24 protein-coding genes, 1 tRNA gene and 7 pseudogenes are annotated in these 26,798 nt (G+C 67.7%); 27 read left to right on the top strand and 5 right to left on the bottom strand.

The features are described 5' to 3' along the window. The first annotated feature begins 22 nt into the window (after positions 1 to 22). From GNX96_RS61950 to GNX96_RS44195, 8 genes and pseudogenes are all read left to right on the top strand, one after another. Entirely contained in the window at positions 23 to 151 is a 129-nt protein-coding gene (locus tag GNX96_RS61950) for a hypothetical protein (RefSeq protein ID WP_313885950.1), read from the top strand. Positions 152 to 265: 114 nt separating this feature from the next. Further along, positions 266 to 1,648 (top strand): DNA repair protein RecN, encoded by a 1,383-nt coding sequence (locus tag GNX96_RS44220; RefSeq protein ID WP_313885949.1) that lies wholly within the window; start codon positions 266 to 268, stop codon positions 1,646 to 1,648. Beyond that, on the top strand, positions 1,621 to 1,827 hold the full coding sequence (locus GNX96_RS61945) for a hypothetical protein (RefSeq protein ID WP_313885948.1): 207 nt from the start codon (positions 1,621 to 1,623) through the stop codon (positions 1,825 to 1,827). The genes GNX96_RS44220 and GNX96_RS61945 overlap by 28 nt, the downstream gene beginning before the upstream one ends. 634 nt (positions 1,828 to 2,461) lie before the next feature. Next, positions 2,462 to 3,211, top strand: coding sequence for a putative cytokinetic ring protein SteA (steA, locus tag GNX96_RS59970; RefSeq protein ID WP_279583145.1), 750 nt, complete (start codon positions 2,462 to 2,464; stop codon positions 3,209 to 3,211). Continuing rightward, the gene (locus tag GNX96_RS44210) at positions 3,208 to 4,017 is read left to right on the top strand and encodes a copper transporter (RefSeq protein ID WP_163573432.1); all 810 of its coding nucleotides are present in this window, start codon (positions 3,208 to 3,210) and stop codon (positions 4,015 to 4,017) included. The genes steA and GNX96_RS44210 overlap by 4 nt, the downstream gene beginning before the upstream one ends. Beyond that, the gene (locus GNX96_RS44205; protein WP_163573431.1) at positions 3,957 to 4,127 is read left to right on the top strand and encodes a copper transporter; all 171 of its coding nucleotides are present in this window, start codon (positions 3,957 to 3,959) and stop codon (positions 4,125 to 4,127) included. Before GNX96_RS44210 ends, GNX96_RS44205 begins: the two co-directional genes overlap by 61 nt. 191 nt (positions 4,128 to 4,318) lie before the next feature. After that, positions 4,319 to 6,071 (top strand): annotated as a pseudogene (locus GNX96_RS44200) (CTP synthase). A gap of 55 nt (positions 6,072 to 6,126) precedes the next feature. After that, a pseudogene (locus tag GNX96_RS44195) lies at positions 6,127 to 6,676 on the top strand (NUDIX domain-containing protein). Positions 6,677 to 6,808: 132 nt separating this feature from the next. Here the strand turns inward: GNX96_RS44195 and GNX96_RS44190 are convergent. From GNX96_RS44190 to GNX96_RS44180, 3 genes are all read right to left on the bottom strand, one after another. Further along, positions 6,809 to 7,030 (bottom strand): type II toxin-antitoxin system HicB family antitoxin, encoded by a 222-nt coding sequence (locus tag GNX96_RS44190; protein WP_163573430.1) that lies wholly within the window; start codon positions 7,028 to 7,030, stop codon positions 6,809 to 6,811. Then, complete coding sequence (locus tag GNX96_RS44185; RefSeq protein WP_163573429.1) at positions 7,030 to 7,209, bottom strand: type II toxin-antitoxin system HicA family toxin; 180 nt, start codon at positions 7,207 to 7,209, stop codon at positions 7,030 to 7,032. Before GNX96_RS44185 ends, GNX96_RS44190 begins: the two co-directional genes overlap by 1 nt. Before the next feature lie 170 nt (positions 7,210 to 7,379). Beyond that, positions 7,380 to 8,774, bottom strand: a complete 1,395-nt coding sequence (locus GNX96_RS44180; protein ID WP_163573428.1) for a tannase/feruloyl esterase family alpha/beta hydrolase — start codon at positions 8,772 to 8,774, stop codon at positions 7,380 to 7,382. Here GNX96_RS44180 and GNX96_RS44175 point away from each other — a divergent pair. The 4 genes and pseudogenes from GNX96_RS44175 (at position 8,758) to GNX96_RS44160 (ending at position 11,686) form a co-directional block, all read left to right on the top strand. Further along, a complete protein-coding gene (locus tag GNX96_RS44175) occupies positions 8,758 to 8,904 on the top strand; it encodes a hypothetical protein (RefSeq protein WP_163573427.1) in 147 nt (48 codons plus the stop codon). The genes GNX96_RS44180 and GNX96_RS44175 overlap by 17 nt on opposite strands. Positions 8,905 to 9,199: 295 nt before the next feature. Next, a pseudogene (locus GNX96_RS44170) lies at positions 9,200 to 10,176 on the top strand (site-specific tyrosine recombinase XerD). 263 nt (positions 10,177 to 10,439) lie between these two features. Beyond that, entirely contained in the window at positions 10,440 to 11,339 is a 900-nt protein-coding gene (locus tag GNX96_RS44165; RefSeq protein ID WP_313885947.1) for a ParA family protein, read from the top strand. Beyond that, on the top strand, positions 11,336 to 11,686 hold the full coding sequence (locus tag GNX96_RS44160; protein WP_163573425.1) for a hypothetical protein: 351 nt from the start codon (positions 11,336 to 11,338) through the stop codon (positions 11,684 to 11,686). Before GNX96_RS44165 ends, GNX96_RS44160 begins: the two co-directional genes overlap by 4 nt. Positions 11,687 to 12,131: 445 nt before the next feature. On the opposite strand, the pseudogene GNX96_RS44155 reads toward GNX96_RS44160, so the two are convergent. Beyond that, positions 12,132 to 12,778: pseudogene (locus tag GNX96_RS44155) on the bottom strand (lysophospholipid acyltransferase family protein). Between the two features lie 215 nt (positions 12,779 to 12,993). On the opposite strand from GNX96_RS44155, the pseudogene GNX96_RS44150 reads away from it, so the two are divergent. The 15 genes and pseudogenes from GNX96_RS44150 to GNX96_RS44085 all read left to right on the top strand — a co-directional run. After that, positions 12,994 to 13,912 (top strand): annotated as a pseudogene (locus GNX96_RS44150) (segregation and condensation protein A); the annotation flags it as partial. Positions 13,913 to 14,273: 361 nt separating this feature from the next. After that, positions 14,274 to 14,486, top strand: coding sequence for a hypothetical protein (locus GNX96_RS44145; protein WP_163573424.1), 213 nt, complete (start codon positions 14,274 to 14,276; stop codon positions 14,484 to 14,486). After that, a complete protein-coding gene (gene scpB, locus GNX96_RS59965) occupies positions 14,474 to 14,923 on the top strand; it encodes an SMC-Scp complex subunit ScpB (protein WP_279583143.1) in 450 nt (149 codons plus the stop codon). Before GNX96_RS44145 ends, scpB begins: the two co-directional genes overlap by 13 nt. Further along, positions 14,923 to 15,123: an SMC-Scp complex subunit ScpB gene (locus GNX96_RS59960; protein ID WP_279583142.1), complete on the top strand. Its 201-nt coding sequence runs from the start codon at positions 14,923 to 14,925 to the stop codon at positions 15,121 to 15,123. Before scpB ends, GNX96_RS59960 begins: the two co-directional genes overlap by 1 nt. Then, positions 15,089 to 15,858 (top strand): annotated as a pseudogene (locus GNX96_RS44135) (pseudouridine synthase). Before GNX96_RS59960 ends, GNX96_RS44135 begins: the two are co-directional and overlap by 35 nt. Positions 15,859 to 15,889: 31 nt before the next feature. Then, entirely contained in the window at positions 15,890 to 16,252 is a 363-nt protein-coding gene (aroH, locus tag GNX96_RS44130; RefSeq protein ID WP_163573423.1) for a chorismate mutase, read from the top strand. A gap of 50 nt (positions 16,253 to 16,302) precedes the next feature. Next, positions 16,303 to 17,670 carry a (d)CMP kinase gene (cmk, locus tag GNX96_RS44125; protein ID WP_279583141.1) on the top strand — a complete coding sequence of 456 codons (1,368 nt, stop codon included), beginning with the start codon at positions 16,303 to 16,305 and terminating at the stop codon, positions 17,668 to 17,670. Next, positions 17,670 to 19,073, top strand: a complete 1,404-nt coding sequence (gene der / locus GNX96_RS44120; RefSeq protein ID WP_279583140.1) for a ribosome biogenesis GTPase Der — start codon at positions 17,670 to 17,672, stop codon at positions 19,071 to 19,073. The genes cmk and der overlap by 1 nt, the downstream gene beginning before the upstream one ends. Before the next feature lie 580 nt (positions 19,074 to 19,653). Then, positions 19,654 to 21,396 carry a hypothetical protein gene (locus GNX96_RS44115; RefSeq protein ID WP_163573420.1) on the top strand — a complete coding sequence of 581 codons (1,743 nt, stop codon included), beginning with the start codon at positions 19,654 to 19,656 and terminating at the stop codon, positions 21,394 to 21,396. A 246-nt stretch (positions 21,397 to 21,642) separates the two neighbouring features. Further along, a complete protein-coding gene (locus GNX96_RS44110; RefSeq protein ID WP_163573419.1) occupies positions 21,643 to 21,933 on the top strand; it encodes a hypothetical protein in 291 nt (96 codons plus the stop codon). An 11-nt stretch (positions 21,934 to 21,944) separates the two neighbouring features. After that, positions 21,945 to 22,628: a hypothetical protein gene (locus GNX96_RS44105; protein ID WP_163573418.1), complete on the top strand. Its 684-nt coding sequence runs from the start codon at positions 21,945 to 21,947 to the stop codon at positions 22,626 to 22,628. Then, a complete protein-coding gene (locus GNX96_RS44100; RefSeq protein ID WP_163573417.1) occupies positions 22,625 to 23,866 on the top strand; it encodes a hypothetical protein in 1,242 nt (413 codons plus the stop codon). Before GNX96_RS44105 ends, GNX96_RS44100 begins: the two co-directional genes overlap by 4 nt. A 69-nt stretch (positions 23,867 to 23,935) precedes the next feature. After that, positions 23,936 to 25,045, top strand: a complete 1,110-nt coding sequence (locus tag GNX96_RS44095; protein ID WP_163573416.1) for a S53 family peptidase — start codon at positions 23,936 to 23,938, stop codon at positions 25,043 to 25,045. An 83-nt stretch (positions 25,046 to 25,128) separates the two neighbouring features. After that, positions 25,129 to 26,443, top strand: a pseudogene (locus tag GNX96_RS44090) (amidase). A gap of 22 nt (positions 26,444 to 26,465) precedes the next feature. After that, a tRNA-Pro gene (locus GNX96_RS44085) sits at positions 26,466 to 26,539 on the top strand. A 78-nt stretch (positions 26,540 to 26,617) separates the two neighbouring features. On the opposite strand, the gene GNX96_RS59955 is transcribed toward GNX96_RS44085, so the two are convergent. Further along, the coding region (locus GNX96_RS59955; RefSeq protein ID WP_279583139.1) for a hypothetical protein at positions 26,618 to 26,798 on the bottom strand (181 nt) is incomplete at its 5' end.

Raw genomic sequence — 26,798 nt, 5'->3', positions numbered from 1 at the left:
GCGAGCCGCTAACCTCGGGCTTGTGCTGGAGGAAGTCCGCATCAGCGGGCTCGGGGTGATCGACGACGCCGAGCTCCACCTGTCCGACGGTCTGACCGTGGTGACCGGCGAGACCGGTGCTGGGAAAAACCATGGTCGTCACCGCCCTTGACCTGCTCTTCGGCGGTCGCGCCGACGCGGGTCGGGTGCGCCGAGGCGCCGAGCGCGCGCGCTGGTCGAGGGCCGGCTGAGCCTGAGCAAGAAGTCCGCGAAGGCGCGGGCCATCTTGTCCCGCGCCGAGGACGCTGGCGCCGAGGCTGACGACGATGGCACTCTCGTGCTGTCCCGTTCGGTGTCACCGGAGGGCCGTTCGCGGGCGCACCTGGGCGGCCGGTCGGTGCCGGCCGGAGTGCTCGCGGACATTGGCGAGCTGGCCGTCACCGTGCACGGCCAGATGGATCAGGTGCGGTTGCTGCGACCGACCGAGCAACGGGCCGCCCTCGACGCGTACGGCGGCGCCGAGGTCAGCGACCTTGCCGAGGTGCACCGCGAGGCGTACAAGCGCTGGCGGGAAGCCGCCGCCGACCTTGCCGACCGGACCGCGCGGGCCGGCGAGCTGGCCGAGAAAGCAGAGTATTTGCGGGTCGGCCTGACCGCGATCGAGCAGTTGGACCCGCAGCCCGGCGAGGATGCGCAGCTGCGCGCCGAAGCGCTTCGGCTGGAGCACGCCGACGGTCTGCGTACGGCCGCGATGACCGCCCACCAGGCATTGGCCGGGGACCCTTCCTCGACGGCCATGGACGCCGTCGACGTGACCGGCCTGCTGGACGCGGCCCGGCGAGCGTTGGCGACCGCCGCCGGCGACGACCCGGAGCTGGCCGCGCTGGCCGGCCGCGGCGACGAGCTGGCCGCGCTGGTCGGCGAGTTGAGCACGGACCTCGCCACGTATGCGGACGGCATCGAAGGCGACCCGGCCCGCCTGGAGTGGGTGCAGGAGCGCCGTGCCCGGCTGGCCACCGTCGCCCGCCGCTATGTGAGCGAGCCTGACGAGCTGCCCGGCTGGGCCGACCGGGCCCGCGAGCAGCTCGACGGCCTGGATTCCTCCGACGAGGCGCTCGCCGCGCTCGGCACCGAGGTGGCCAAACTGCACGACGAGGTGGCCAGCAGCGCGATCAAGCTGTCCGCCGCTCGGCTGTCCGCCGCCGCCGACTTCGGCACCGCGGTCACCGCCGAGCTCGCCGGCCTCGCGATGCCACACGCCCGGGTGACGGCCTCCGTCTCGTACGTTGACGCCCGCCCTGACGGCCCGTCCGTCGTCGTCGACGACCGCGAGGTCTCGGTCGGTTCGGACGGCATCGACGAGATCGAGATCTCCCTCCAACCGCACCCCGGCTCGCCGCCCCTTCCGCTGCAGCGCGGCGCCTCCGGCGGTGAGCTGTCCCGAGTCATGCTCGCCGTGGAGGTGTGTTGGCCGGCGCCGGCAGCACGTCGACGCTGGTCTTCGACGAGGTCGACGCCGGCGTCGGCGGCAAGGCCGCCGTCGAGGTCGGCGCCCGCCTCGCCCGACTGGCCCGCTCGCACCAGGTTCTCGTCGTCACCCACCTTCCCCAGGTGGCCGCCTTCGCGGACCGGCATCTGGTGGTGGACAAGGACTCCGACGGATCAGTGACCACCTCGTCCGTACGCTGGCTGGACGACGACGGCCGCGCCCGCGCGCTGGCTCGGATGCTGGCCGGCATGGAAGACAGCATGCTCGGGATGGCTCATGCCACCGAGCTGCTCGAGAAGGCCCAGGCCACGAAGGATGCCGGCTTCAAGAAGCCCCGCAAGCGGGCCGCGAAGAAATAGGGGTTTGCGGTTGTAAGCCCCAGTGCGGCCTCTATGGATTTTCGTCGAGTGCGGGACTTTATCCCGCACTCGACGTTGAGTGTGGGGTTTTGTCCCGCGCTCGGCAACGGACCTGTTGTCGGTGGGGCGACCAGTGTGTCGTACGACCGAAATGACCGATGCCGGTGTCATGATGGCGAGCGACTGGGTGGGGAGGAGGGGTGCCGATGCGGATGGCCGCCCTGCGCAGGAAACACGGGTTGCAGTCCGGTGTCACCGGCATCGCGCGGCTTGATCGGCGGACGAAGCGGTTGATTCCGCGGTTGGCTCGCGGTGATGTGGCGATTATCGACCATGTCGACCTGGATCAGGTGGCCGCCGAGGCGATCGTGGCCGCGGGGGTGTTCGCGGTGGTCAATGTGGCGCCGAGTATTTCCGGGCGATATCCCAATCTTGGGCCGCGGGTGATCGTGAACGCCGGCATCCCGCTGCTTGACCAGGTGGGCGAAGAGGTCTTCGAGCGGCTGCGGGACGGCCAGGCCGTCCGGGTCGACGGGTCTCAGGTGTGGCTGGGCGACGAGGTGATCGCCAGCGGCCAGGTGCAGGACCTGGAGACGGTGGCCGCGGCGATGCTGGCGCCCGCGACGGGCTTTCGGTGCAGCTGGAGGCATTCGCCGCCAACGCCACCGAGTATTTGCGCTCTGAGCAGGAGTTGCTGCTGGACGGGGTGGGCATTCCCCTGGTCCGTACGCCGATCGAGGGCCGGCACTGCCTGGTGGTCGTACGCGGCTACCGGTATCGCGAGGACCTGGCGGCCCTCGGGCCGTACATCCGGGAGCGCAAGCCGGTGCTGATTGGCGTCGACAGTGGCGCCGACGCCCTCATCGAGGCCGGGTACGCGCCGGACCTGATCGTCGGCGATATGGACGCGGTCGGGGACGAGGCGCTGCGATGTGGCGCGGAAGTCGTCGTACAGGCGTATCCGGACGGGCGCGCTCCGGGCCTGTCGCGAGCGCAGGATCTTGGCATCGACGCGGTGACCTTCCCGGCCGCCGCCACCAGCGAGGACATCGCGTTGTTGCTCGCGGACGAGCGGGGCGCGTCGCTGATCGTCACGGTCGGCATGCAGTCCAACCTGGGGGAGTTCCTCGACCAGGGCCGCTCCGGGATGGCGTCCGGTTTCCTGACCCGGCTGCGGGTCGGCACCAAAATGGTGGACGCCAAGGGAGTCGCGCAGCTTTACCGGCAGACAATCTCCGGCCGCTCGATCGCGTTGCTCGCGGTGCTCACCGTGCTCGCGATGGCCGGCGCGGTCGCCGTCTCGACGGTCGGCCAGGGATGGCTGCAACTGCTCGCCGAAAACTGGGAGAACGTCGTCTTCGCCCTGCAAAGGCTGATCTCGTGATCAATTTCCGCTATCACATCGTCTCGGTCATGTCCGTGCTGCTCGCGGTCGCCGCCGGGTTGCTGCTGGGTACGTTCGCGTTGAACGGCTCGTGGGCCGGCAACGCCCAGGGCGCCAACCTGCGGCAGAGCAACCAGGGCCTTCGGTCCCAGGTCGGTGAGCTGCAGCAACAGGCCAGCGGGCGGGACAAGTTCGTCCAGCAGATCGCGCCAACACTGGTCGGCAAGAAGCTGACCGGCCACAGCGTGTTGGTGGTCGGCGCGCCCGGCGCCACCGCCGCCGACCGGGCCGCGGTGGCCAAGATGCTGACCGCCGCCGGCGCGACCGTGTCCGGGGACATCGCCTTCACCGACGCGTTCGTCGACCCGACCCGCAACAACGACGAGGTGGACCTCGCCCAGCGGTTGCTGCCACTGACCGTGAAGGGCCTGCCGAACAACTCCAACGGCGCGGAGACCTCGGCGGCTCTGATCGCGCGGGTTTTCGCTGACGGCAAGGAAAACGTCAACGACGCTAACCGGACCGCGATCCTTGCCGGCTACGGCCAGTTGAAGTTGCTGACCGCCGACGCGGCCGCGGTGAACGCGGCGCAGGCCGTGGTGATCGTGGCCGGCAAGCCGGCCGAGGGTCAGGACGCGACGAAGAAGAACGCTGCTGTGCGTGCTGACGCTCGTACGGCAGTTCCGGTCGGCGTTCGGCGCGGCCGTACTCGCCGGCACCCACCACCGTCGGCACCGGCAATGTCGTGGCGGCCGTACGAGCCGACAAAGCCCTCGCGGCCACCCTGTCGACTGTCGACGGTGTGAGTACGGCCGAGAGCCAGGTCGCCACCGCGCTGGCCGTCGCCGAGCAGTTCAACCACAAGACCGGCCACTACGGCACCGCTCCCGGTGCCACCTCCGCCCTCCCCGCCTGATGCCGAATGTAACGAAACGGCGCGCAAAACGGACAAATCCGCGCTGTTTCGTTACATTCGGCGAGCGAGAGAGCGACACGCCAGGGTGTCTCGGGGCACTCTGGCAAGCGCCGGTAGCCAGCCGGGTGTTACGGTGAACTCCCGTGGACGTGCGGGTCATCGGACCCGCCCTCGATCACGGGGAGCCTCACGTGGCCCTGTCCTCTTGGACAAAAGATCAACCGACCAAACACGTTTTCGTGACCGGTGGGGTCGCATCCTCGCTGGGTAAGGGTCTCACCGCCTCCAGTCTGGGCAATCTGCTCACCGCCCGCGGTCTGCGCGTGGTGATGCAGAAACTCGACCCGTACCTGAACGTCGACCCCGGCACGATGAACCCGTTCCAGCATGGCGAGGTCTTCGTCACCGAGGACGGCGCCGAGACCGACCTGGACATCGGGCATTACGAGCGGTTCCTGGACACCAACCTGCACGGCTCGGCCAACGTCACCACCGGCCAGGTCTACAGCCAGGTGATCGCGAAGGAGCGCCGCGGCGAATACCTGGGCGACACGGTCCAGGTCATCCCGCACATCACCAACGAGATCAAGGAGCGGGTCCGGGCGATGGCCACCCGCGACCCCGAGCGCCCGGACGTGGTGATCACCGAGGTCGGCGGCACGGTCGGCGACATCGAGTCGCTGCCGTTCCTGGAGTCGATCCGGCAGGTACGCCACGATGTCGGCCGGGACAACGTCTTCTTCCTGCATGTCTCGCTGCTGCCGTATCTGGCGCCCAGCGGGGAGCTGAAGACCAAGCCGACGCAGCACTCGGGTGGCGGCGCTGCGCAGCATCGGCATCCAGCCGGACGCGATCGTGTGCCGCTCGGACCGGGAGATCCCCAACTCCCTGAAGCGCAAGATCTCGCTGATGTGTGACGTGGACGCGGACGCGGTGGTGTCCGCGCCGGACGCCCCGAGCATCTACGACATCCCCAAGGTGCTGCACGCCGAAGGCCTCGACGCGTACGTCGTACGCCGGCTCGGCCTGCCCTTTCGTGATGTCGACTGGACCCGCTGGGATGACTTGCTGCAACGGGTCCATAAGCCCCAGCAGACGGTGACGGTGGCGCTGGTCGGGAAGTATGTCGACCTGCCGGACGCCTACCTGTCAGTGACCGAGGCGCTCCGGGCCGGCGGCTTCGCCAACCACGCGCGGGTGGACATCCGCTGGGTCGGTTCCGATGACTGCCAGAGCGCGTCCGGCGCGGCTGCCGCGCTCGCCGGCGTGGACGGCGTACTGATCCCCGGCGGTTTCGGCGTCCGGGGCATCGAAGGCAAGGTGGGTGCGATCGCGCACGCCCGGCGGGCCAACATCCCGGTGCTCGGGTTGTGTCTTGGCCTGCAGTGCATGGTGATCGAGGTGGCCCGCGGCCTCGCCGGCCTGGACGGCGCCAACTCGGCCGAGTTCGACCCGACCGCGGCGCACCCGGTGATCGCCACCATGGCCGACCAGGAAGACGTCGTCGCGGGCGAGCGGGACATGGGCGGCACGATGCGTCTCGGCGCGTACCCGGCCGAGCTGCTGCCCGGCAGCATCACGGCGCAGGCGTACGAGACGACGACCGTCTCCGAGCGACATCGGCACCGGTACGAGGTCAACAACGCCTACCGCGACCGGCTGACCGCGGCCGGGATGGTGTTCTCCGGGCTGTCGCCGGACGGCCGACTGGTCGAGTTCGGCGAGCTGCCCAGGGACGTACACCCGTTCTTCGTGGGCACCCAGGCGCACCCGGAGTTCAAGTCCCGGCCGACCCGGTCGCATCCGCTGTTCCGGGCGTTCGTCGCGGCCGCGGTGGATTACTCGGAGGCGGCCCGGTTGCCGGTCGAGTTAGTCGACCCGCCGGCCAAGCCCGAGTCGGACCTGCGCACCCGCAACCACTCGCACGCCGGCTCGGTGAGCTGACGTGGCGGACGTTTTCTCGGTCGTCTCCAGCCAGGAGCAGTTCCGCGGCCCGATCATGACGGTGGTCAGTGACGAGGTGGTGATGCCGGCCGGCGACACCCACCGGCGCGACTACATGGTCCACCTGGGTGCCGTCGGTGCGGTCGCCGTCGACGAGCAGGACCGGGTCGTGCTGGTCCGGCAATATCGCCATCCCGTACGCCAGGACCTCTGGGAGCTGCCCGCCGGCCTGCTGGACGTCGACGGCGAGCCAGCCGTCCAGACCGCTGCCCGCGAGTTGGCCGAGGAGGCTGACCTCAAAGCCGGCCGCTGGGACGTACTGGCCGACGTGCTCACCACGCCCGGCTGCAGCAACGAGGCGATCCGGCTTTTCCTGGCCCGAGATTTGGCGGCCACCGGTGAGAAATTCGACCGGGTTGGCGAGGAAGCCCTGATGACGGTTCAGCGAGTGCCGCTGGACGAGGCTGTTTCCTGGGTTTTCTCAGGAGAAGTACGCAACGCCGCCGCCTGCATCGGCATCCTCGCCGCGGCCCGCGCCCCGCGACACCGGCTACTCGGGCCTGCGTCCCGCCGACGCTCCCTGGTCGGACCGGCCTGGCCGCTGATCCAGCGTTTCGCCTCGTTCGTCCTCAACTAATACCGAAAGGGCTGGCCTCGCCACGCTTTCGCGTACGGCGGGCCAGCCTCAGCTCTAGGCGGCGACGGTAAACGTGGTCGCGGCAACGGTTGGGGGAAAGTCAGGCTGCGGGCATCAGCAGCGCGCCGACCGCCGTTGGTTCAGGAATGGGATCGCCGTCCTCGCGCATGCCGTCCAAATGGATGGCGATGGCTTCGCCCATCAGCCGTACGCACTCTTCGTCGTAGTCACGGGATGCGGCGACGCAGCCGAGCAGATCCGGGCTCCAAGCGCCGTAGCCACCGGCGTCGTCGCGTAGCACAATGACGACATATCCGCTCATCAAAGCCTCCTTTTCAAGCCTGCTTGACATAGGATGCTCCTCTCGACGTCCGGGTGCAATGTGTCACTCGGTTTCCCCGCGATGGTCGTGCAGCCGGCCTTGTCCGCGTGTCTGAACTGCCGGTGACTTCCTTTTGTTCTGGCCAGATACCAGCCGTCGGCTTCGATCAGCTTGATCATCTCACGGACCTTCCTGGGCACTGTGCCACCTGCCCTTCGGGACGGGCAGGATCTTCGGGACGCGCGGTGTTGTTCGCATGCCGAGGACGCTAGGAAGGGCCACCGACAAAAATGAGCCTCACCGACTGTCGGGTCGCCGACAGCCGGTGAGGCGTGAGAATTTCGCGGGGTTAGTGGAAAGAGCCGAGCCAGGCGATGTGGTCGTTCGGTCGGTGGCTCGGCACCACCGGGTGGAAGTTGGCGGCGCTGTTGATGTCGCCGTCGCCGTTGTACTGCGTTTCCACTGGGTAGTTGTAGATCGGCCTTGTGCGTACGACCGTGTTGCCGTTGCGCATGGTCGCGGTCACCTCGGTCGGGGCGACGCCGTGCTCGACCCACGAGACGATCGGGTCGACCAGGTTGATTGCGTCCGGGGCGTCGCCGCCACCGCAGTGGGCGACCTGCGGAAGCATGAACAGTCGGGAAAATCGTTGCACGGCAGCGTATCCGCCCATCCGGTCCTCGACCGCCTGCCGGTACGCGAGGGTGCCCTGCGGCGGGATCGCCGAGTCGGCCCAGCCGTGCCACACGATGAGTTTGCCGCCGGCGTTACGGAAAGCCGACAGGTCGGGACTCTGGGCCGCGTAAATCTGGTTCAACGGCTGCTGTGCGGTGAATGACCGGTCGTCGAAAGTGGTGTCCTTCAACGTAAAAGAGGCTGGTGGGTTCTTCAGGTATGCCATGTATTTCAGGTAGTTCTCGCCGAACTGGTACGCCAGCGCCGGGTCGATGACACCTGGCACCGCGACTTCCCAGCCGAGCCACGCGAGCTCGGAGCCGGGCTCCAGGGCGCCGGGGTAGAGCCGGACACCGCGCGGGTCACGTACCCCGTCGTAGAACTTCGTGACCGTGCTGACCTGCGCTGGGGTGAGGCAGTCGACCCGATCGACGCCGGTCGGGCAGGCCACCGTGGCCGGGTGGAAGTGGCAGTCGCGAGGGTCGCTGATCTGGCCGTCGACCAGCCCGTCGAGCGCGTCGCAGGCGGCCAGCACCGCCTTGTGCAGCGGCGCCAGTTTCTCCTGTCCGAGGATCTGCTTGCCATTGGCGTCCCGGTTGGCGAGCGCCACGTACGGCGCGGCCTCGCCGACCAGGCCCGACCAGATGTTCGCCGGGGCGCCGGCGATGATGCCGTTGAAGTCGTACGGGAACCGCTGTGCCTCCACCAGGGCCTGCCGGCCACCGTTGGAGCAGCTGTCGAAGTACGAGTATTTTGGCCCCTGGCCGTAGAAAGTTTTGATGACTCGCTTGGCCACCACGGACATCACATGCTCGGACCGGAAGCCGAAGTCGATCTTGGCCTGCGGGTTGTTGGCGGCCCAACTGCCGTCCGTGTTGGTGACGCCGGTGTGTCCGGTGTCGTCGGAGGCCATCACGTACTCACCGTTGTTGACCGGCGCGCAGCCGTCCGCGGCGATGACCCCGATGCCGACCGCGCCGCACAGGCCGCCGCACCCGGTCTGCATATACCGCTGCGTCCAGGTCTTGGTCGGCAGCTGGATCTCGAAGGTGATGTGCGGCGCGATCACGCCCCTCACGTCGCAGTATTCGTACCCCTGCGCCGCGGTGGCCACCACCGCGGACGACACCGTGGTCGCCGCGCGCCGGGAGGTGCCGGAAGTCGACGCCGGGCAGTGCGCCGCAGGCGATTTTCGGTGAAACGGCTGACGATCCGGCCGGCGCGAGGGCGCCGCTGGCTGGCGCGGCGCTGATCGCCACCGTGGTCACCAGGCCGACGGCGAGCGCGACCACCCGGCGCCAGCCCACATCCTGCAGTCTTCCCCGCACCGCGGCCTCCTCTGGGCAGTTGACTGGATCGGAGATCACCCTATGCCCAGAAGTTGGGTGTTCAAGCGCGGAGATGGGCCTCGTTTTGTCGGGCGTACGGGGAGAGTCGTACCGGGTCGCTATGCTGCCGGTCAGGTCGGGGGACATCAGGAGTCGGAGGGGTGGCATGACCCCAGCGGCGGCGGCGGTCACGGACGCCGAGCGGGCCGTGCGCGGCTATCTCGACCATCTGGCGGTCGAGCGGGGCCTCGCCGCGAACACCCTCAGTTCGTACCGGCGCGATCTCGGCCGCTACCTCCAAGCCCTGGAAGCGGCGGGGGGGTCTCGTCGCTGGCGGACGTCAGTGGCGGGCATGTCAGCGAGTTCCTGGCCCAGCTCCGGGAAGGCGACGACGAAGAGCATCAGCCGCTGTCGTCGGCGTCGGCGGCGCGCGGGCGGTGATCGCGGTGCGGGGACTGCATCGGTTCGCGCATCGGGAGGGTCTGACCGCCGACGATCCGGCCCGGGACGTACACCCGCCGGCGCCGCCGCGGCGGCTGCCCAAGGCGATCCCGCTGTCCGATGTGGAGCTGCTGCTCGCGGCTTCCAGCAGTGGCGATCATCCGCGGTCGATCCGGGATCGAGCGCTGCTGGAGGTCTTGTACGGGACCGGCGCGCGGATTTCCGAGGCGGTGGGGCTCGCGATCGATGACCTGGTGGTGGAGCCGGCGACGCAGGGGCAGCCGCGCAGCGGGTCGGTGGTGTTGCATGGCAAGGGCGGCAAGACGCGGATCGTGCCGGTCGGGTCGTATGCGCTGCGGGCCGTCGACGACTACCTCGTACGAGCGCGGCCCGCCCTCGCGCAGGCCGGCCGCGGCACCCCCCAAGCTTTTCCTGAACGGGCGCGGCGGGCCGCTGTCCCGGCAGAGCGCGTGGACGATCCTGCGGGCGGCCGCCCAGAAGGCGCAGCTGGACGTACCGGTGTCGCCGCACACCCTCCGGCACTCGTTCGCCACCCACCTGCTGGACGGCGGCGCGGACGTACGAGTGGTGCAGGAGCTGTTGGGACACGCGTCGGTGACGACAACGCAGGTCTACACCTTGATAACGGTGGACAGATTGCGTGAGGTGTATGCCACAGCCCATCCCAGAGCGCGGGATTAACGAGGTTGTCTGTCACAGTTTTTCGTGATAAATGGCCTGTTTACGACCCGACGTCCGATTGTCCGTCCACATGTTCGAAGGCCGTTCCCGACACGCCGCGAGCCATCCCCGGCCGGCGGTGCTGGCGGCCTTAGAGTCGACATGTCGCCGCACTTCCCCCGACTTCGTCGCGGTGAACGCCAGAATGTAGGCCTTAACGGGACGCGTCTTGTGAAGGACGGCGGGTCATGTCAAGACATGCTTTCCCAGATCCATCGATGGGGATGGAGCCTCCGCAGCGGCCGGATGCGTCGGACTCACCCGAGACCGAACAGCCGCTGTATGGGCGCAACGCCAAGGTGGGTCCGACCGGTCGGCCGGTCCGGGTGATCCCGGAGCCGCCGCCGCTCGTACGGCACGGTCCTGCCCGGATCATCGCGCTGTGCAACCAGAAGGGTGGCGTCGGCAAAACCACGACGACCATCAACATGGGCGCCGCGCTGGCCGAGTACGGCCGCAAGGTGCTGCTGGTCGACTTCGACCCGCAGGGCGCCCTGTCGGTCGGGCTCGGTGTCAGCACCCACGACATGGAGCTGACCGTCTACAACCTGCTGATGCAGCGCGAGGTCAGCCTCGACGACGTGAAGGTCAAGACCAGTGTGGACGGTCTGGACCTGGTGCCTAGCAACATCGACCTGTCGGCCGGCGAGGTACAGCTGGTCGGCGAGGTCGCCCGGGAGATGACGCTCGCGCGGGTGCTGCGGTCGGCCGTCGAGGACTACGACTACATCCTCATCGACTGCCAGCCTTCGCTCGGTCTGCTCACGATCAACGCGCTGACCGCGGCGCACGGCGTGCTGATCCCGCTGGAATGCGAGTTCTTCAGCCTGCGCGGGGTCGCACTGCTGATCGACACCATCGAGAAGGTCAAGGACCGGCTGAACCCGGCGCTCGAACTGGACGGAATCCTGGCGACCATGTATGACGCGCGGACAGTGCACGCGCGCCAGGTGCTGGGTCGGGTGGTAGAAGCATTTGGAGAGAAGGTGTACGACACAGTGATCTCGCGAACAGTGCGGTTCCCGGAGACCACGGTGGCGGGCGAGCCGATCACCTCGTTCGCACCAAGTTCCACGGGGGCACGGGCATACCGTGCTTTAGCCCGCGAAGTGATCGCCCGATGAGCCGCCGGGCCAGCCTGCCCGGCGCCGCGGAGCTGTTCCGCAGCACGCAGCAGCGGCCGGCTTTCCCCGATTCCGACGAGAAACCCGACAACGTCTCGCCGTTGCCGACCCGGCGGCAAGCCCGCCGCGGCACTGGCCGGGAACGGCACGACGAGAAGATCACCGTGTACGTGTCAGCGGAGGAACTGCTCGCGCTGGAGTCGGCCCGGCTGACGCTGCGCCGAGAGCACGGCCTCGCCGTCGATCGCGGTCGGATCGTACGACACGCCATCGCGCTGGCGCTGACCTCGCTGGACGAGTTCGGCGACGACTCACCGCTCGTCCAACGCCTCCTCAACGAGGACTGACCTCTCCACGCTCCGTGTCCTGCTTCGCAGCTCTACTTTGGCTGCTCTGCTTTTGGCTGCTCTGCTTTGGCCGCGACGCGCCAGCCCTGGTTTCCACCGATACCCGCTACGGCGCGAAACTGTCGTACCCCCCCTGTATAAATTGGCCCCCACCCAGATCGGGTGGGGGGTGGGTTTGAGGACGCGCGTAGACGATTTTTTTTTGCGTTTCTTGAGGTTTCTGGGGCTGTTGGGGCTGTACGTGCTGGAGTGGCTCGTTGCTGGCTGGTGTTGATCTTGGAAGCTGGTCCTGGTCGTTGAGTGCGGCACAATGTCCCGCACTCGATGAGACATGGGGTTGCCCAGTGGCACCAAGAGTGTGGCGTTCGGCGAGTGCCACAGAAAGCGCATCACTCGGCGTCCAGTTGAACGGTTTTGCTGTCACTGAGGCACCGCGGCCAATGGGCTACTTCTTGGTGAGGGGCGCCGGGGTGGACGCGTAGCGGTCGACGTATTCCTGGCCGGAGAGGGCTCGGATCGCGTCGACGACTTCGTCGGTGATGGCGCGGATGACGTGGCGGTTGGACGGCATGTCCTGGTATTTGCTGAAGTCCAGCGGTTCACCGAATTTGATGGTGACCTTCACCGGCCGCAGCCGGAGCGGTTTGTCCTTGTCTGGCTGGACTTTGTTCGTGTCCACGACACAGGCGGGGATGACTGGTACGCCGGTCTGCAACGCGAGATGCGCGACGCCGCCGTCCGTCCTTTGTAGAGCCGACCGTCCGGTGACCGGGTGCCCTCGGGGTAGATGCCGAAGAGTTCGCCGTCCTTGAGTACGTCCAGGCCGGCGTTCAGCGCGGCGATCGCGGCCCGGCCGCCGGCTCGGTCCACCGGAATCGCACCGACACCGGTGAAGAAGCCGGCCATCGCCCGTCCTTTGATGCCTTTGCCGTTGAAATACTCCGCCTTGGCCAGGAAGTGGATCGCTCGCGGCGAAACCAGCGGCAGGAAGAAGGAGTCGAGGAAGGCGAGATGGTTGCTGGCGATGATCGCCGCACCGGTGGTCGGGATGTTCTCCTTGCCCTGCACCTGTGGCCGGAACGCAGCACGCATCCCGGTGCCCAGGCTGTAGCGCAGAGCCGGGAACACGAGGTCGGTGATGCGCAGGGGATCCTCCCAAGTCGTCGCGGCGGCATGACGACCGTACAGCGCGGGACGGGTGTGATGGGTGGTGAAGTGAGCAACACATTTGCGGTCCGGACCGACTGGCGTCCCGAGCGGGGGAGTGTTCCGCTGCGCTTGGCGCACGCTGCGCTACCGTCGTAGGAATGTCCAGCTCAGTACCGGGCGCCGAGCTCGCCGCCACCGCCGCGGCCGCTGCCGGGCACCCGGCGGAGGCCGCCGAGGCGAGCGCTGAGTCGGATGCCGTTGAGGCAAGTGCGGCTTCGGTGGACGCGTCCGAGGCGGGTACGGCCGATGGCTCCGGCGACACTGAGGGCGGCGGTTTCCAGGTCCACCTGGACAACTTCACCGGTCCGTTCGACTTGCTGCTCCAGCTGATCGGCAAGCATCAGATGGACGTGACAGAGGTGGCGCTGTCCCGGGTCACCGACGAGTTCATCGCGCACATCCGGGCGCTGGGTACGGCCTGGGAGCTGGAGGAAGCCACCGAGTTTCTGGTGATCGCGGCGACTCTGCTGGACCTGAAGGCGGCCCGGCTGCTGCCGGCCGCCGAGGTCGAGGACGAGGAGGACCTCGCGCTGTTGGAGGCGCGGGACCTGCTTTTCGCGCGATTGCTGCAGTACAAGGCGTACAAGGAGGTCGCTGCGCTGTTCGGCCGGCTGGAGGCGGCCGGCCACCGGCGGTGGGGCCGGGGCGGTGAAGCTGGAACCGCGGTTCGCCGAGATGATGCCGGAGGTGCTGCTGGCGATCGGACCGGAGGCGTTCGCGCTGCTGGCGGCCAAAGCTCTCACCCCGAAACCGACGCCGATGGTGTCGACCGAGCACATCCACTCCCAGCGGGTCAGCGTCCGCGAGCACGCCGCGATCGTGTCCGACCGGCTCCGCCGGGTCGGCAGCTCGACCTTCCGGAACCTGTGCTCGGACTGCGAGACCACGCTGGAGGTGATCGCCAGGTTCCTCGCGCTGCTGGAGCTCTATCGGGAGGGCGCGGTCGCCTTCGACCAGGTGCAGGCACTCGGCGAGCTGCACGTACGGTGGACCGCCGGCGACGAGGACATCGCCGTCGAGGTGGACGAGAGTACGCCGGCACGCCCGCCGAGGAGACGGTGGCGGAGCTGCCTGTCGAGGGATCGGTCGCTGAGCCGGGCGTCGCGGACGGGACAGCTGAGCAGTCCGCTGCGGAGACGACAGCTGAGCCGTCTTCCGCGGAGGCGACGGCCGCGCTGGGCGTTGCGGAGGCGACGGCTGAGCCGGGGCCTGACGTACCGGCCTCCATAGGTCAAGCTGCGCCAGAGCCGATGGCCGAGACAACCGCGGACCAGGATTCGCTCGTACCAACCGCAAACCCGGGCGCGCGGGCCGGCGTGTCCACAACAGAGTCAGCAACAGAGTCCGCAACAGAGTTCGCCGCAGAGGAAGAGCAGCCGTGACCCAGCCACCGGAACCGACCGGGAATCCAGCGGACGCCGCCAAAACGGCCGCCGAGCCACCAGTGTCCACTGTGGATGGTGGTACGCCCGAAGTTCCCACTGGGCAAGCCGAGCCGGTTGACGACGTAGCCGACTTCGTCCAAGCCGAGCGGTCGACGACGTACCTGACTCCGTCGAGGCCGAGGCGGTTGACGACGTGCCTGCCGTAGCGGACGGCGAGCTGCCGGATGGTGAGCAGGCGGCAACCAAGCCTGGCGAGGTCACCGAGGTGATGGTGTCGGCGCCGGGTGCGCCGTTGAAGTCGGCGCTGGAGGCGGTCCTGCTGGTCGTCGACGAGCCGGTCAGTGAGCTGATCCTGGCGCAGATCGTCGAATGCCCCACCGAGCAGGTGGCGGCCGCGCTGACCGAGCTGTCGGCCGAATACACCGAGCAGGGCCGCGGATTCGACCTGCGTCGGGCCGCCGGTGGCTGGCGTCTCTACACGCGCGAGGAATACGCCGCGTACGTCGAACGGTTCATTACCGATGGACAGCAGGCGCGGCTCACCCAGGCGGCGCTGGAGACGTTGGCGGTCGTCGCGTACAAACAGCCGGTCAGCCGGTCACGCATCTCGGCGATCCGGGGTGTGGGGGTCGACAGCGTGTGATGCGTACGCTGGTGGCCCGTGGGCTGGTACAAGAGGCCGGCGAGGAGCCCGAGAGCGGCGCTCACCTCTACGTGACGACTCCACTGTTCCTGGAAAAGCTGGGCCTGAACGGCTTGGACGAACTGCCTGCACTGGCGCCTCTGCTGCCGGACATGGCCGATTTAGATGAGGTGTTTGGTGCCGACTCCGCAACAGCCTGATGTTCCCGACGAGCGCGGGGACCGGCTGCAGAAGGTGCTGGCCGCGGCCGGTGTCGGCTCCCGGCGGGCCTGCGAGGACCTGATCGCGGACGGCAGGGTGAAGGTGGACGGCAAGGTGGTCAGCCGGCTCGGTTCCCGCGTCGACCCGCAGAAGGTCACCATCCACGTGGACGACAAGCGGGTCATGCTGGACGACAAGGTCGTGCACCTCGCGCTGAACAAACCGCGGGGCGTGCTGTCGACGATGTCCGACGACCGGAACCGCCCGACGGTGTACGACTACGTCGCCGAGCGGCCGGGCGGCTCTTCCACGTCGGCCGGCTGGACGCCGACAGCGAGGGCCTGCTGCTGATGATGAACGACGGTGAGCTCGCGCACCGGCTGACGCACCCGTCGTACGAGGTGGAAAAGACCTATATGGCCGAGGTGCCCGGCCCGGTGAAGCCGGCCACGCTACGCCGACTGATGTCCGGGGTGGAGCTCGAAGACGGCCCGGTGAAGGTCCATAAGGTGCGGATCACCGACACGCTCGGCGCCCGGGCGGTGTTGGAGATCGTGCTGCACGAGGGCCGCAAACACGTCGTCAGGCGGCTGCTGGAAGAGGTCGGGCATCCGGTGAGCCGGCTGGTCCGTACGCAGTACGGCGCGGTCCGGCTCGGCCATCAGCGGCCCGGCACGGTGCGCCGCCTCACGTCGAGCGAGGTCGCCGAGCTTTACAAGGTCGTCGATCTTTAGGCTGGGTTTTTCCACGGGAGAGGGAGATCAGGTGGCGGTACGGGCAGTGCGTGGCGCGATCCAGGTGGACGCCAACGAGCGTCAGCAGATCCTGGACGGCACCACCGAGCTGATCGAAGCGGTGATGGGCCGCAACGAGCTGACCACCGACGACCTCATCAGCGTGATCTTCACGGCGACCACCGACCTGGACGCCGAGTTCCCCGCGTACGCGGCACGGCAGCTCGGCTTCCACGACGTGCCCCTGTTGTGCACCACCGAAATCCCGGTGCCCGGGTCGATGCCGCGGGTGCTGCGGCTGATGGCGCACATCGAGTCGGCGAAACCGCGAGCCGAGCTGCATCACGTCTATCTGCGCGGAGCCGCGGCCCTGCGACGGGATTTGCCACAATGACCGAGACTCACGTCATGCCGGTTCACCCCGTGGACGGGCACAATAGGGTCGTGTCGACATCCGAAGGTTTCGTCCCGTTCACCGGTGTGGTCGCGGTCGACGGTCCTTCGGGCTCCGGTAAGTCGACTGTGTCGCGCCGGCTGGCCGCCGCCCTGGGCGCGCGCTACCTGGACACCGGTGCCATGTACAGGGCCGTCACGCTGGCCGTTCTCCGTGCCGGAGTGGATCCCAGCGACACCGACGGGGTCCTCTCTGTGCTTTATGGGGTGGATCTTCAGATGGGTACTGATCCGGCGCAGCCCGGCGTAAGGCTGAACGGCGAGTCGGTCGACCGACAGATCCGCACCGAGCAGGTCACTGGCGCGGTCAGCGCGGTGAGCTCGGTCCCTGGCGTGCGGACCGTCATGATCGCCCAGCAGCGCGCGATCGCGGCCACCGGCGGCATCGTGATCGAAGGCCGGGACATCACCACCGTGGTCGCGCCGGACGCGGACGTACGGGTGCTGCTCACCGCGAGCGCGGCGGCGCGGGCCGCCCGGCGCGGCGGCGAGACCGGCACCAACGCGCGGCGAGCAGCAGCGCGCGATGCGTCGCCGCGCGACGAGTTGGACTCGCGTACGAGCAGCTTCCTGTCCGCCGCCGACGAGGGCGTTTTGGTGCTGGACAGCAACCGAGCTGGGCATCGACGAGGTCGTCGACCAGTTGGTGCATGCCGTCCATGTGGGGGCGTTCGGCCCGGTGTCCAGGTGAAGGTCGAGGCCGAAGGCGCTGGCCTCGAGCATCCCCGGTTCGTGGCCGCCGTGCGTACGGTCGGCCGGCGGGCCTTGCTGCCAGGCTATTTGCGGCTGCGAGTAGCCGGCGACGAGAACGTACCGGCCGAAGGTGGCCTGCTGTTGGCCGCCAACCACACTTCCTTCCTGGACGGGCCGGTGCTGTTCGGAGTGTCGCCGCGGCCGGTGACCTTCCTGATCAAGGCCGAGATGTTCGACGGCGTGATCGGTTGGGCGCTGCGCCAGCTCGGCCAGGTGCCGGTCAAGCGCGGGACCCCTGACCGTACGGCCCTGCTGACGGCCTTGAACGCGCTGCATTCCGGTCAGGTCGTGGGAATCTTCCCGGAGGGCAGCCGGGGCCGCCAAGGCGGCGGCTTCGCCGAGTTCGAGCGCGGCATCGCGTGGCTCGCGTTGCGATCGGGCGCTCCGGTCGTACCAGTCGCGATCGCCGGCGCCGAGCAGGCCTGGCCGAGGGATGCCAAACTGCCCAAGCCGCGCCGGCCGGTCACGGTCTATTTCGGTGCGCCGCTGCGCCCGGTGGACGCGCCGGCCGCGGCCACCCGCAAACGCGTCGCCGCGGTGTCTGACACCATTCGGCAGGCACTCATAGAACACCTCGAACGGGCTCAGGAGATCCAGGGACAATGATGAGCTCGACCGAGAACGAAGGATTCCTGGACGAGGTCGGCGCGCTGCCGGCCGACGAGCCCGAGTGGGTCGACGACGTCACCACGCAACCCGTGCTGGCTGTCGTTGGCCGACCGAACGTCGGCAAGTCGACGCTGGTCAACCGCATCATCGGCCGCCGCGAGGCGGTCGTGGAGGATGTGCCCGGGGTGACCCGGGACAGGGTCGCGTACGACGCTCTGTGGAACGGTCGACGCTTCACCGTGCTCGACACCGGCGGCTGGGAAGTGGACGCCACCGGCCGGGCCGCCCAGATTGCCGCCCAGGCCGAGGTCGCCGCGCAGACCGCCGACGCGGTGGCCCTCGTCGTGGACGCCCGGGTGGGCGCCACGGTGGAAGACCGGGCCGTGGCCAAGGTGCTGCAGCGTTCCGGCAAGCCGGTTCTGGTGATCGCGAACAAGGTCGACGACGAGCGCGTCGAGGCGGACGCGATGGAGCTGTGGTCGCTCGGCCTCGGCCAGCCTTATCCGGTGTCCGCCCTGCACGGCCGCGGCTCCGGCGACCTGCTGGACGCCGTGCTGGCGATCCTGCCGGAGGCGCCGGCGGACCGTGACCCGATCGGCGGCCCGCGCCGGGTCGCGCTGGTCGGCCGCCCGAATGTCGGCAAGTCGAGCCTGCTCAACCGGCTCACCGGCGAGACCCGCTCGGTGGTCGACTCGGTCGCCGGCACCACCGTGGACCCGGTCGACAGCATGGTCGAGTTGGGCGGCGAGTCGTGGCGGTTCATCGACACGGCGGGCCTGCGCCGCCGTGTCTCGCACGCGAGCGGCACCGAGTATTACGCCAGCCTTCGTACGGCATCGGCGCTGGACGCGGCCGAAGTGGCGGTCGTCCTGATCGACGCCACCGAGTCAATCGCCGAGCAGGACCAGCGGGTCATCACCATGGTGATCGAGGCTGGCCGGGCGTGTGTGCTGGTGGTCTTCAACAAGTGGGACCTGCTCGACGAGGATCGCCGGCTGAAGCTGGAAAAGGAAATCGACTGGGAGCTGCGCCGGATCAAATGGGCGCTGCGGGTCAACGTGTCCGCGCTGACCGGCCGATCCGTCGACAAACTGGCACCGGCGCTGCGGACCGCACTGGAAGGCTGGGAGCAACGAGTCCCCACCGGCCGGCTGAACCAGTGGCTCGGCGAACTCGTGGCCGCCACCCCGCCACCGGTCCGCGGTGGCCGCCAGCCCAAGATCCTCTTCGCCACCCAGGCCGGCACCCGCCCACCGCGGTTCGTGGTCTTCAGCACCGGCTTCCTGGAGGCCGGCTACCGCCGCTTCATCGAGCGCCGGCTCCGCGAGGACTTCGGCTTCACCGGCAGCCCAGTCGGCGTTTCGGTCCGCGTACGCGAAAAGCGCTCCCGCAAGAAATAGCCTTCTGGCCGGCTCGCGGTGTCACGGCCGGCTGGCCGATAGCGGCCGTCCGCTGCGGTCTTTGTGCAGGTCAGGACGACATGCCCGATGCCGGCCAAAGAGGGTGCGCATCCTGGCGGCCATTCAGCGCGTCCCTGTCTGTGAAAGGTCACCTCCGAGGTGAGGAACCACAGGCGGGGAGGCGTCATTTTGAGAACAAAGCGAGTTGCGACATTCGCTGCCGCGGCAGTGATAATGGCCAGTCTGGCCGGAGCGCCGCCGGCGGTCGCGGCCACCGGGACGGCCCCGGCCACCGGCAGCACTATTTTGTTGCCGACCGGGGACCAGTTGCACACCAGGCCGGGCGGCCGATCGGGTTCGGTCACGCCAGCGGCCGCTCCAGGTCTGGGGCAGATGCTGGTTTCGATGGCACTGGGCGGAAAATCGTACGAACTGCCGGCGGTGGCTCTGCCGTATTTGGGTCGAGGGCTGGACCTGAGTCTGTTCGACATCGATGCGTTGCACAAGGCGGAAACCGATGCGCGAGTGCCGGTGACAGTCGACTACCAGGGCAGTCGGCCGGTTTGTTCCGGGCGTCACCATGACCGATGCGCACACCGGCTACCTGACAGCCGCGTCGGCGAAGGATTTTGGTGCGGCGCTGGTCAAGGAGTTTGTGGCCGACCGGGCCGCCGGCGGCCGGGCGACCGGTGTCTTCGGCAGTGCAGTACGGATTTCGTTGGCCGGAACGAAAACCGCGCCGATCGTACGGCCGCATTTCCCGATGAAGACGCTGTCGTTCACCGGGACGGATGCGTCCGGCAAGCCGGACAATATGGATCCGGTCGTCGTCTACAACCTCGACGACAGTGTCCGGATCGGTGCTGACCAGGACGCGATCAACTACTTCTCCGGCGGCTCGGTGAAATTCAGCGTGCCGGCCGGAAACTACCTGGCGGTGGCCTATTTCCTGGACACCGACGCGGACGGCAACGTGACCGGAATGCGGGTGGTGGCTCGGCCGCAGTTCACCGTCTCGGACAACACCTCGATGGCGTTCGCGGCCAGCGAGGCGACCAGCAAGGTCACCATGATCACGCCCCGACCGGCCGATCCGCAGGACGGTGGCTTCGTCCTGCACCGCACCAGCCAGGCCGGGCCGGATCTCTTCCTCGACGTCGGTGTCACGCCCGGAGGGCCGATTTACGTCGCTCCCACCAAAACCCCGGTCACCCTTGGGAAGCTGGACACCTACCCGTACCGGCGGTTCGGTGCCGCGACGGGTGGTCCTTATCAGTACCACCTGCAGTATCTGGCCAGCGGGGTGATCCCGCGTCAGTTCTACGTGGCCACTCCGGCGAACACGGCGACACTCGACTCGTATTTCTATTCGGACGTGGACAGCCTCGGCGCTCAGTCCGAGGTTGGTGCCTACCCGTTCGCGAAGGATTTCCCGGAATTTCCGCCGGACCACAAACAACCTGTGCCGGCTCACCAACTGATCTACGTCTCCACCGGTCCTGGTCTGGAATGGGGTGGCGGAGTGGCGAAAAGCACCCATGATTTCGCGGGTATTGACATCTGGGAATCCTTCCAGGGCGGCGCGCCCCGGCAATACTCGCCTGGTCAGTGGGTGCGGGAGAACTGGAACACCTATCCGCTGCATCCGGCCGCTCCGGAGCGATTCACGCCGGCCGCCAATGACGCGGAGGTGCAGCCGGGCGTGGTGCGGGCCGGTGACACCTTCACCTTCAACCTGTATCCGTTCAGTGACAACGAATCTGGTCACGTCGGCAGCGGCATCTATCCCGGCAAAGTCGGCACTGGTTCCGGGACGTACGAACTCGACCAGGACGGCACGAAGGTCGCCAGCGGTGATCTCGCCGAGTATATGGCCGTGCCACCGATAACGGTCGGGCCGGCGGCCTCGACGATCCGGCTGGTGATGGACGCCAGTCGCGTTGGGCCGCTGTACAAGCTTTCCACCCAAAGTCACACCGAGTGGACCTGGCACAGCCAACACCAGACGGGCGACGGAGTGCCCGACGGATACATGTGCCTGCCCTATTACCCGGTGACTCACGATTGTTCGACCGAACCGTTGATGACCACCGCGACCACGATTCCCGGTCTCAGCCTGCACGGTACGGTGCCCGGCGGGCGGCAGACGATCGGCTTGCAGTTCGGGCATCTGCAGCTCACGCCGCGGTCCGCGGTCACCAGCGCCAAGGTCGACTATTCCATCGATGACGGCAAAACCTGGCTGCCGGCGAAGGTGACAAAGCTCGGCGATGGGAAGTATTCGGCCTCGTACTCAGCAGTTGTAGTAGTGGCACTTTCGTGACGTTGCGGGTGTCCGCCACGGACGCGGCCGGCGGCTCGATATCCGAAGTCACCACTCGCTCGTACCAACTGGCTTGACGGATCCGCGTGACCACTCTTCAGAGGTGACCAGTAGCGGTCATTCGACCGGTCTTTGCCCTGGTCACCGCGTACATCCAGAATCACCCGTTTCGGCGTCCCAACCACGTGCCCACCACACACGTCATTTCTTCGGGTACCGATCCCAACGGGAGGAAATGTGCTGAATATGTCCAGAGTCGCCGCGTGCGCGGCGATTGCGGTGATGGCTGCCGGGCTGGCCGGCATGCCAGCCGCGGCGGACCAGAAGGCGGCACCGGCGCTGGCCGGAACCGTCCTGCTGCCCACAGGTGACCAAATTAATGACATATCTCCATCATCTGGACATCGAGCGGGGGCGGTCACTCCTGCCGCCTCCAGTGGGCTGGGGCGGATGCTGGTTTCGCTGACACTGGGCGGAAAATCGTACGAAATCCCGGCGGCGGCAATGCCGTATCTGGGGGCCGCGGGCTGGATCTGAGCCTTTTCGACGTGGACGCGTTGCGGGCGGCTGAGTCCGACCAGCGGGTGCCGGTTCAGGTGGACTATGCGGGCAGCCAGCCGGCGGTTCCGGGCATCACGATGACCGGCGCCCACACCGGATATCTGACTGGTTCGTCGGGCAAGACATTCGGAGCCGCGCTGGTGAAACAGTTCCTCGCGGATCGGGCCGCCGGAGGACATGCCAGCGGCTCCGGCCTTTTCGGTGGTGGGGGGGCGGCGGCGATTTCGTTGGCCGGCGCCAAGACGGCTCCGGTCGTACGGCCGCATTTCCCGATGAAGACGGTGACTTTCACCGCCACCGACGCGGTCGGCAAGCCGGACAACCTCGACCCGATGGTGCTTGTCAACCTCGATGACAGCATCCGGATCGGTGCCGACCAGGATGCTATCAGCAGCTTCTACAACGGTTCGGCCAAATACAGCGTGCCAGCGGGCAACTACGCGGCGATTGCGTATTTCTTCGACACCGACGCGGCCGGCAACGCGACGGCTATGCGAGTGGTTACCCGTCCGCAGTTCAGTATCTCGGACAACACCACCGTCGCCCTCGCGGCCAGCGAGGCGACCAGCAAAGTCACCATGGTCACGCCGCGGCCGGCCGACCCCCAGGAGGGTGGTTTCGTCTTTCGGCGGGCGCCGCTCACACCGGCTCGGATCTGTATTTGGACGTGAGTGTCGCGCCGGGCGGTCCGATCTGGGTGGCGCCGACGAAAACGCCGGTCAGCATTGGCACGTTGGACACTTTCCCCTATCGGCGGCTGACTTCGCCGAAGGGGAGTGGTGTCCCGTACGCGTACGCGCTGCAATATCCCACCAGTGGGGTGATTCCGTCGCAGACATACGTGGCCTCCCGGGCGAACATGGCGACCCTGGACGCGTACTACTACAACGACGTCGACTCGGTTGGCGTCATGCAGCAGACCGGGATGTTTCCGTTCGAGGCTAACGACTTCGTGCTGAGGCCAGATCATCAGTTGTCTTACCCGACCCATCAGACCGAATATGTCTCGGCCGGGCACGGGCTCGGATGGTTTGGCGGAATGGCGAAATACACCCACGACGAGGGCGGATTCCAGGCCTGGTACGGCGGGCAGTATGACGATTTCAAGGTCTATTCGCCCGGTCAGTCCGTACGGGAGAACTGGAACGCCTTCCCGTTGCACCCGGCTGGGCCGGTCCGGGTGAGCAAGACCGGCGGCTGGGATGTGCAGCCCCCAGCCGAGCGTTCCGGCGACACTGTGGCCTTCAACCTTCTTCCCTTCAGTGACAACGAACCCGGACACACCGGAATGGGCATTTACGGGGAACCAACCGACACGGTCTTCGGGACGTACCAAATTGACCAGAACGGCATGAAAATCGCCGAGGGTGCGGCAGGGGACAGGCCAACGGTGCCATCGGCGACGCTGAGCCCGGAGCCGTCGACGATCCGGATGGTCCTTGACGCGACCCGCGAGGGGCCGGCGTACAAGCTGTCCACCCAGAGCCACACCGAATGGACCTGGCGCAGCCAGCACCAGACCGGCCCGACGTTGCCGGCCGGCTATCGCTGTGCGCTTGGTGACCAGCCACCAGACAACAACTGCGCCGTCGAGCCGCTGATGACTGTACAGACCACGATCGGCGGTATGAGTGTGCACGGAACTGTCGCCGGAGGGCGCCAGGTCGTCGACGTGCAACTCGGCCATCTGCCGACTGCGAAGCCGGCTGCGATCACCGGCGCCACCGTCGATTTCTCCACCGATGACGGTAAAACCTGGCGGCCGGCGACGGTGCGGTCGCTCGGCGGCGGGAAGTTCACCGCCTGCTACACGGCCACCACCGGTTTCGTGACATTGCGGGAGTCCGGCACCGACGCGGCTGGCGGCGCGATCTCCGAAACCGTCACCCGCGCGTACCAGCTGACCTGACAGAACGGAGTTCTACGTGTCTATAACAGCCAAAATCGCGGTCACGGCTGGCGTGCCGGCGCGCTGGCCATGGCGCCGACCTCGGCCTCGGCGGCCACCCCCCTGGTCCCGCAGGGATTCGCTCAGGCATGTGCGCCCCGGCCGGGACTAGTGGCACATTGCCTGACATTGTTCAAAAAGCAGCCGCGTACGAACAAGACGGCGGCCGTCCCAGACGGTCTTGGAGCGACCGATCTTCGTGCGGCGTACCAACTTCCGGCGACGCCGGGGCCGGGCAGCACAGTGGCGGTGGCGATCGCGTACCACTCGCTCAATCTGGAAAGTGATTTGGCGGCTTATCGCAGTCAGTACGGCTTGCCGGCTTGTACGTCTGCCAGCGGCTGCTTGAAAGTGGAGAACCAGGACGGGAACGCAACCCCCTTGCCGGACAACGATCCGGGTTGGGAAGTCGAGGAATCCCTGGATGTGTCGATGATCTCGGCCTCCTGCCCGACCTGCCACATCCTGGTGGTGGAAGCGAAAACACCGAGTCTCGACGACCTCGCGGCGGCCGGCCGCGTCACCGCGGGCAAGGGTGCCAAGGTGGTGTCCAACAGCTACGGCCTCAATGAGTCGGGTGCGACGCAGGCGTACGCGTCGGCTTACGACCAGCCCGGTCACCAGGTCGTGGTGTCCACTGGCGACGCGGGCTTCACAGCGGCGTCTTTTCCCGCCAATGGCGCGAATGTGATCGCCGTCGGTGGCACCGAGTTGACGAAATCGGGTAGTGCTCGCGGATTCGACGAATCGGCGTGGCTTTATGGCGGCGGTGGTTGTTCGGCGTATGTGGACAAGCCAGCTCGCCAGCACGACCCGAACTGCTCGATGCGTACGACCGCGGATGTGTCCGCCGCGGGTGACAACATCGCGATGTACAACCAAAATCAAGGCGGCTGGCTGACGATCGGCGGGACCAGCGCGTCGGCGCCTTTCATCGCTGGAATGTACGGGCAGGCTAACGACAACGCCACGGTCGACAAGCTCTACCAGCACCCGGAGGTATTTAACGACATCACCACCGGTACGAACGATCCGCTGGGGCACGGCCGCAAATGCGGCAACGACTATCTCTGCACCGCGCAGCCCGGCTATGACGGTCCGACCGGAGTCGGTACGCCGAAGGGCCTGACCGCGTTCTAGTGTCCTGTCGGCTGGCCGGGCCCGGCGCCCGGCCAGTCGACGTGATAGGTCTATGCCATCTTCCCGTGCGAAACGGAGTGGGCATGGACCTCGACGAATACCAGCGCTATGACGGCCTCGGGTTGGCGGAACTGGTCGCGCGGCGGGAAGTGCCGGCTGGTGAGTTGCTGGCCGCCGCCCGCGAGCGGATGGCGCAGGTGAATCCGCAGGTCAACGCCGTCGTACGGACGATGGACGCGGACGCCGACGAGCACGCGCGCGCGCCCCCCCGACGCCGGGCGCCCGTTCGACGGCGTGCCGTTCCTGATCAAGGACTTGCATCAGGACTACGCGGGCCATCCGACCAGCGGCGGATCCCGGTCGCTCGCGAAGGTGGTGGCCGGTGAGCACGCGACGGTCGTCCAGCGGTGGATCGACGCCGGGCTGGTGATTTTCGGCAAGACGAACACGCCGGAGTTCGGCGCGAAAGGGATCACCGAGCCGGAGCTTTTCGGCCCGGCCCGCAATCCGTGGGACCTGGGCCGTACGCCCGGCGGCTCCAGCGGCGGTGCGGCCGCCGCGGTGGCGGCCGGGATCGTGCCGGTCGCCGGGGCCAGCGACGGCGGCGGCTCGATCCGAATCCCGGCCGCCTGCTGCGGACTTTTCGGTCTGAAGGTCGGCAGGGGACTGATTCCGGCCGGCCCTGTCACCGGGGAACAGTTGCATGGCTCGGCCACCGACGGTGTGATTTCCCCCGGAGCGTACGGGACACCGCCGTGATGCTGGACGTGCTGGCCGGCGCTGAGCCGTCGACGCCCTATTTGCCGTACGTGCCGGGAACGTCCTTCGCGGACGAGGTCGGCAAGGAGCCGGGCCGGTTGCGGATCGGCGTCTACGTCCCGACCACGATCAATCCCACCCCGTCCGCCGCCGCCAGGGCCGCGGTCGCCACCGCCACCAAGCTGCTCGACTCACTCGGCCACGAGATCGTCGAGCTGTCCAGCGCGCCGTACGACGACGAGGTGCTGACCAGGGATTTCCTCACCACCTGGTTCGCCAGCGTGGCGGGGCAGGTGGCGTCGATCAAGGCCTCGACAGGCTGCGCAAATGCCGCCTTCGAACAGGACACCCTCGTGATGGCCGGCCTCGGCCGCGGCACCAGCGCCGTCGACTACATCGCCGCCCTCGAACGGCGGCACGACCACGTCCGCCGGCTGGCTGCCTTCCACCAGGCGTACGACCTGCTCCTGACCCCGACGCTGGCCACCCCCGCCGCTCCCGCTGCACTGGACCGACGAAGGCCTGCCGCTGGGCGTACAACTGGTGGCTGCCCTGGGTGGCGAGCCGACCCTGCTCCGGTTGGCATCCCAGCTGGAGCAGGCCGCCCCCTGGGCCGACCGGCGACCCCCGCTCGGCTAGACTTGGCGGGTCGCAGTGACACCGGGACGTGGCGCAGCTTGGTAGCGCACTTGACTGGGGGTCAAGGGGTCGCAGGTTCAAATCCTGTCGTCCCGACGGTGTTGTGGCAGTAGGAAGGGGTTACACCGGTTTCGGTGTAACCCCTTTTTCGCGCCTGGGTGACTAACTGAGTGACTATGCAGCGTCGCCGCCCTCATCGGAGAAGATCCGATCCATGGCGGTCGCGCCGTCATCCATGACCGGAAGGATTGGTGCGGTACCACGTTCGGTTGACTGCGCTACCGCTGTGACCGACAGGCGGGAGGATCCGTTCAAGGGTACGCCGTCACGGACAGAGCGGCGAAGCTGTGCCGCA

Origin of the sequence: Fodinicola feengrottensis, assembly GCF_010993775.1 — a bacterium.
In the GTDB taxonomy this organism is placed as follows: domain Bacteria; phylum Actinomycetota; class Actinomycetes; order Mycobacteriales; family HKI-0501; genus Fodinicola; species Fodinicola feengrottensis.
Note: the sequence above shows the minus strand (reverse complement) of the source record. Positions and strands in the feature narration are given on the sequence as shown.

What these genes read in the sequence shown, in the direction of transcription:
- GNX96_RS44190 (WP_163573430.1), bottom strand. Translation starts at nt 7,030, where the DNA reads ATGAGCGGATATGTCGTCATTGTGCTACGCGACGACGCCGGTGGCTAC.
- GNX96_RS44185 (WP_163573429.1), bottom strand. Translation starts at nt 7,209, where the DNA reads ATGATCAAGCTGATCGAAGCCGACGGCTGGTATCTGGCCAGAACAAAA.
- GNX96_RS44175 (WP_163573427.1), top strand. Translation starts at nt 8,758, where the DNA reads ATGTGCGGCGCGATCACGCCCCTCACGTCGCAGTATTCGTACCCCTGC.
- GNX96_RS44165 (WP_313885947.1), top strand. Translation starts at nt 10,440, where the DNA reads ATGGAGCCTCCGCAGCGGCCGGATGCGTCGGACTCACCCGAGACCGAA.
- GNX96_RS44160 (WP_163573425.1), top strand. Translation starts at nt 11,336, where the DNA reads ATGAGCCGCCGGGCCAGCCTGCCCGGCGCCGCGGAGCTGTTCCGCAGC.
- GNX96_RS59960 (WP_279583142.1), top strand. Translation starts at nt 14,923, where the DNA reads ATGCGTACGCTGGTGGCCCGTGGGCTGGTACAAGAGGCCGGCGAGGAG.
- der (WP_279583140.1), top strand. Translation starts at nt 17,670, where the DNA reads ATGAGCTCGACCGAGAACGAAGGATTCCTGGACGAGGTCGGCGCGCTG.
- GNX96_RS44115 (WP_163573420.1), top strand. Translation starts at nt 19,654, where the DNA reads ATGACCGATGCGCACACCGGCTACCTGACAGCCGCGTCGGCGAAGGAT.
- GNX96_RS44110 (WP_163573419.1), top strand. Translation starts at nt 21,643, where the DNA reads ATGTCCAGAGTCGCCGCGTGCGCGGCGATTGCGGTGATGGCTGCCGGG.
- GNX96_RS44095 (WP_163573416.1), top strand. Translation starts at nt 23,936, where the DNA reads ATGGCGCCGACCTCGGCCTCGGCGGCCACCCCCCTGGTCCCGCAGGGA.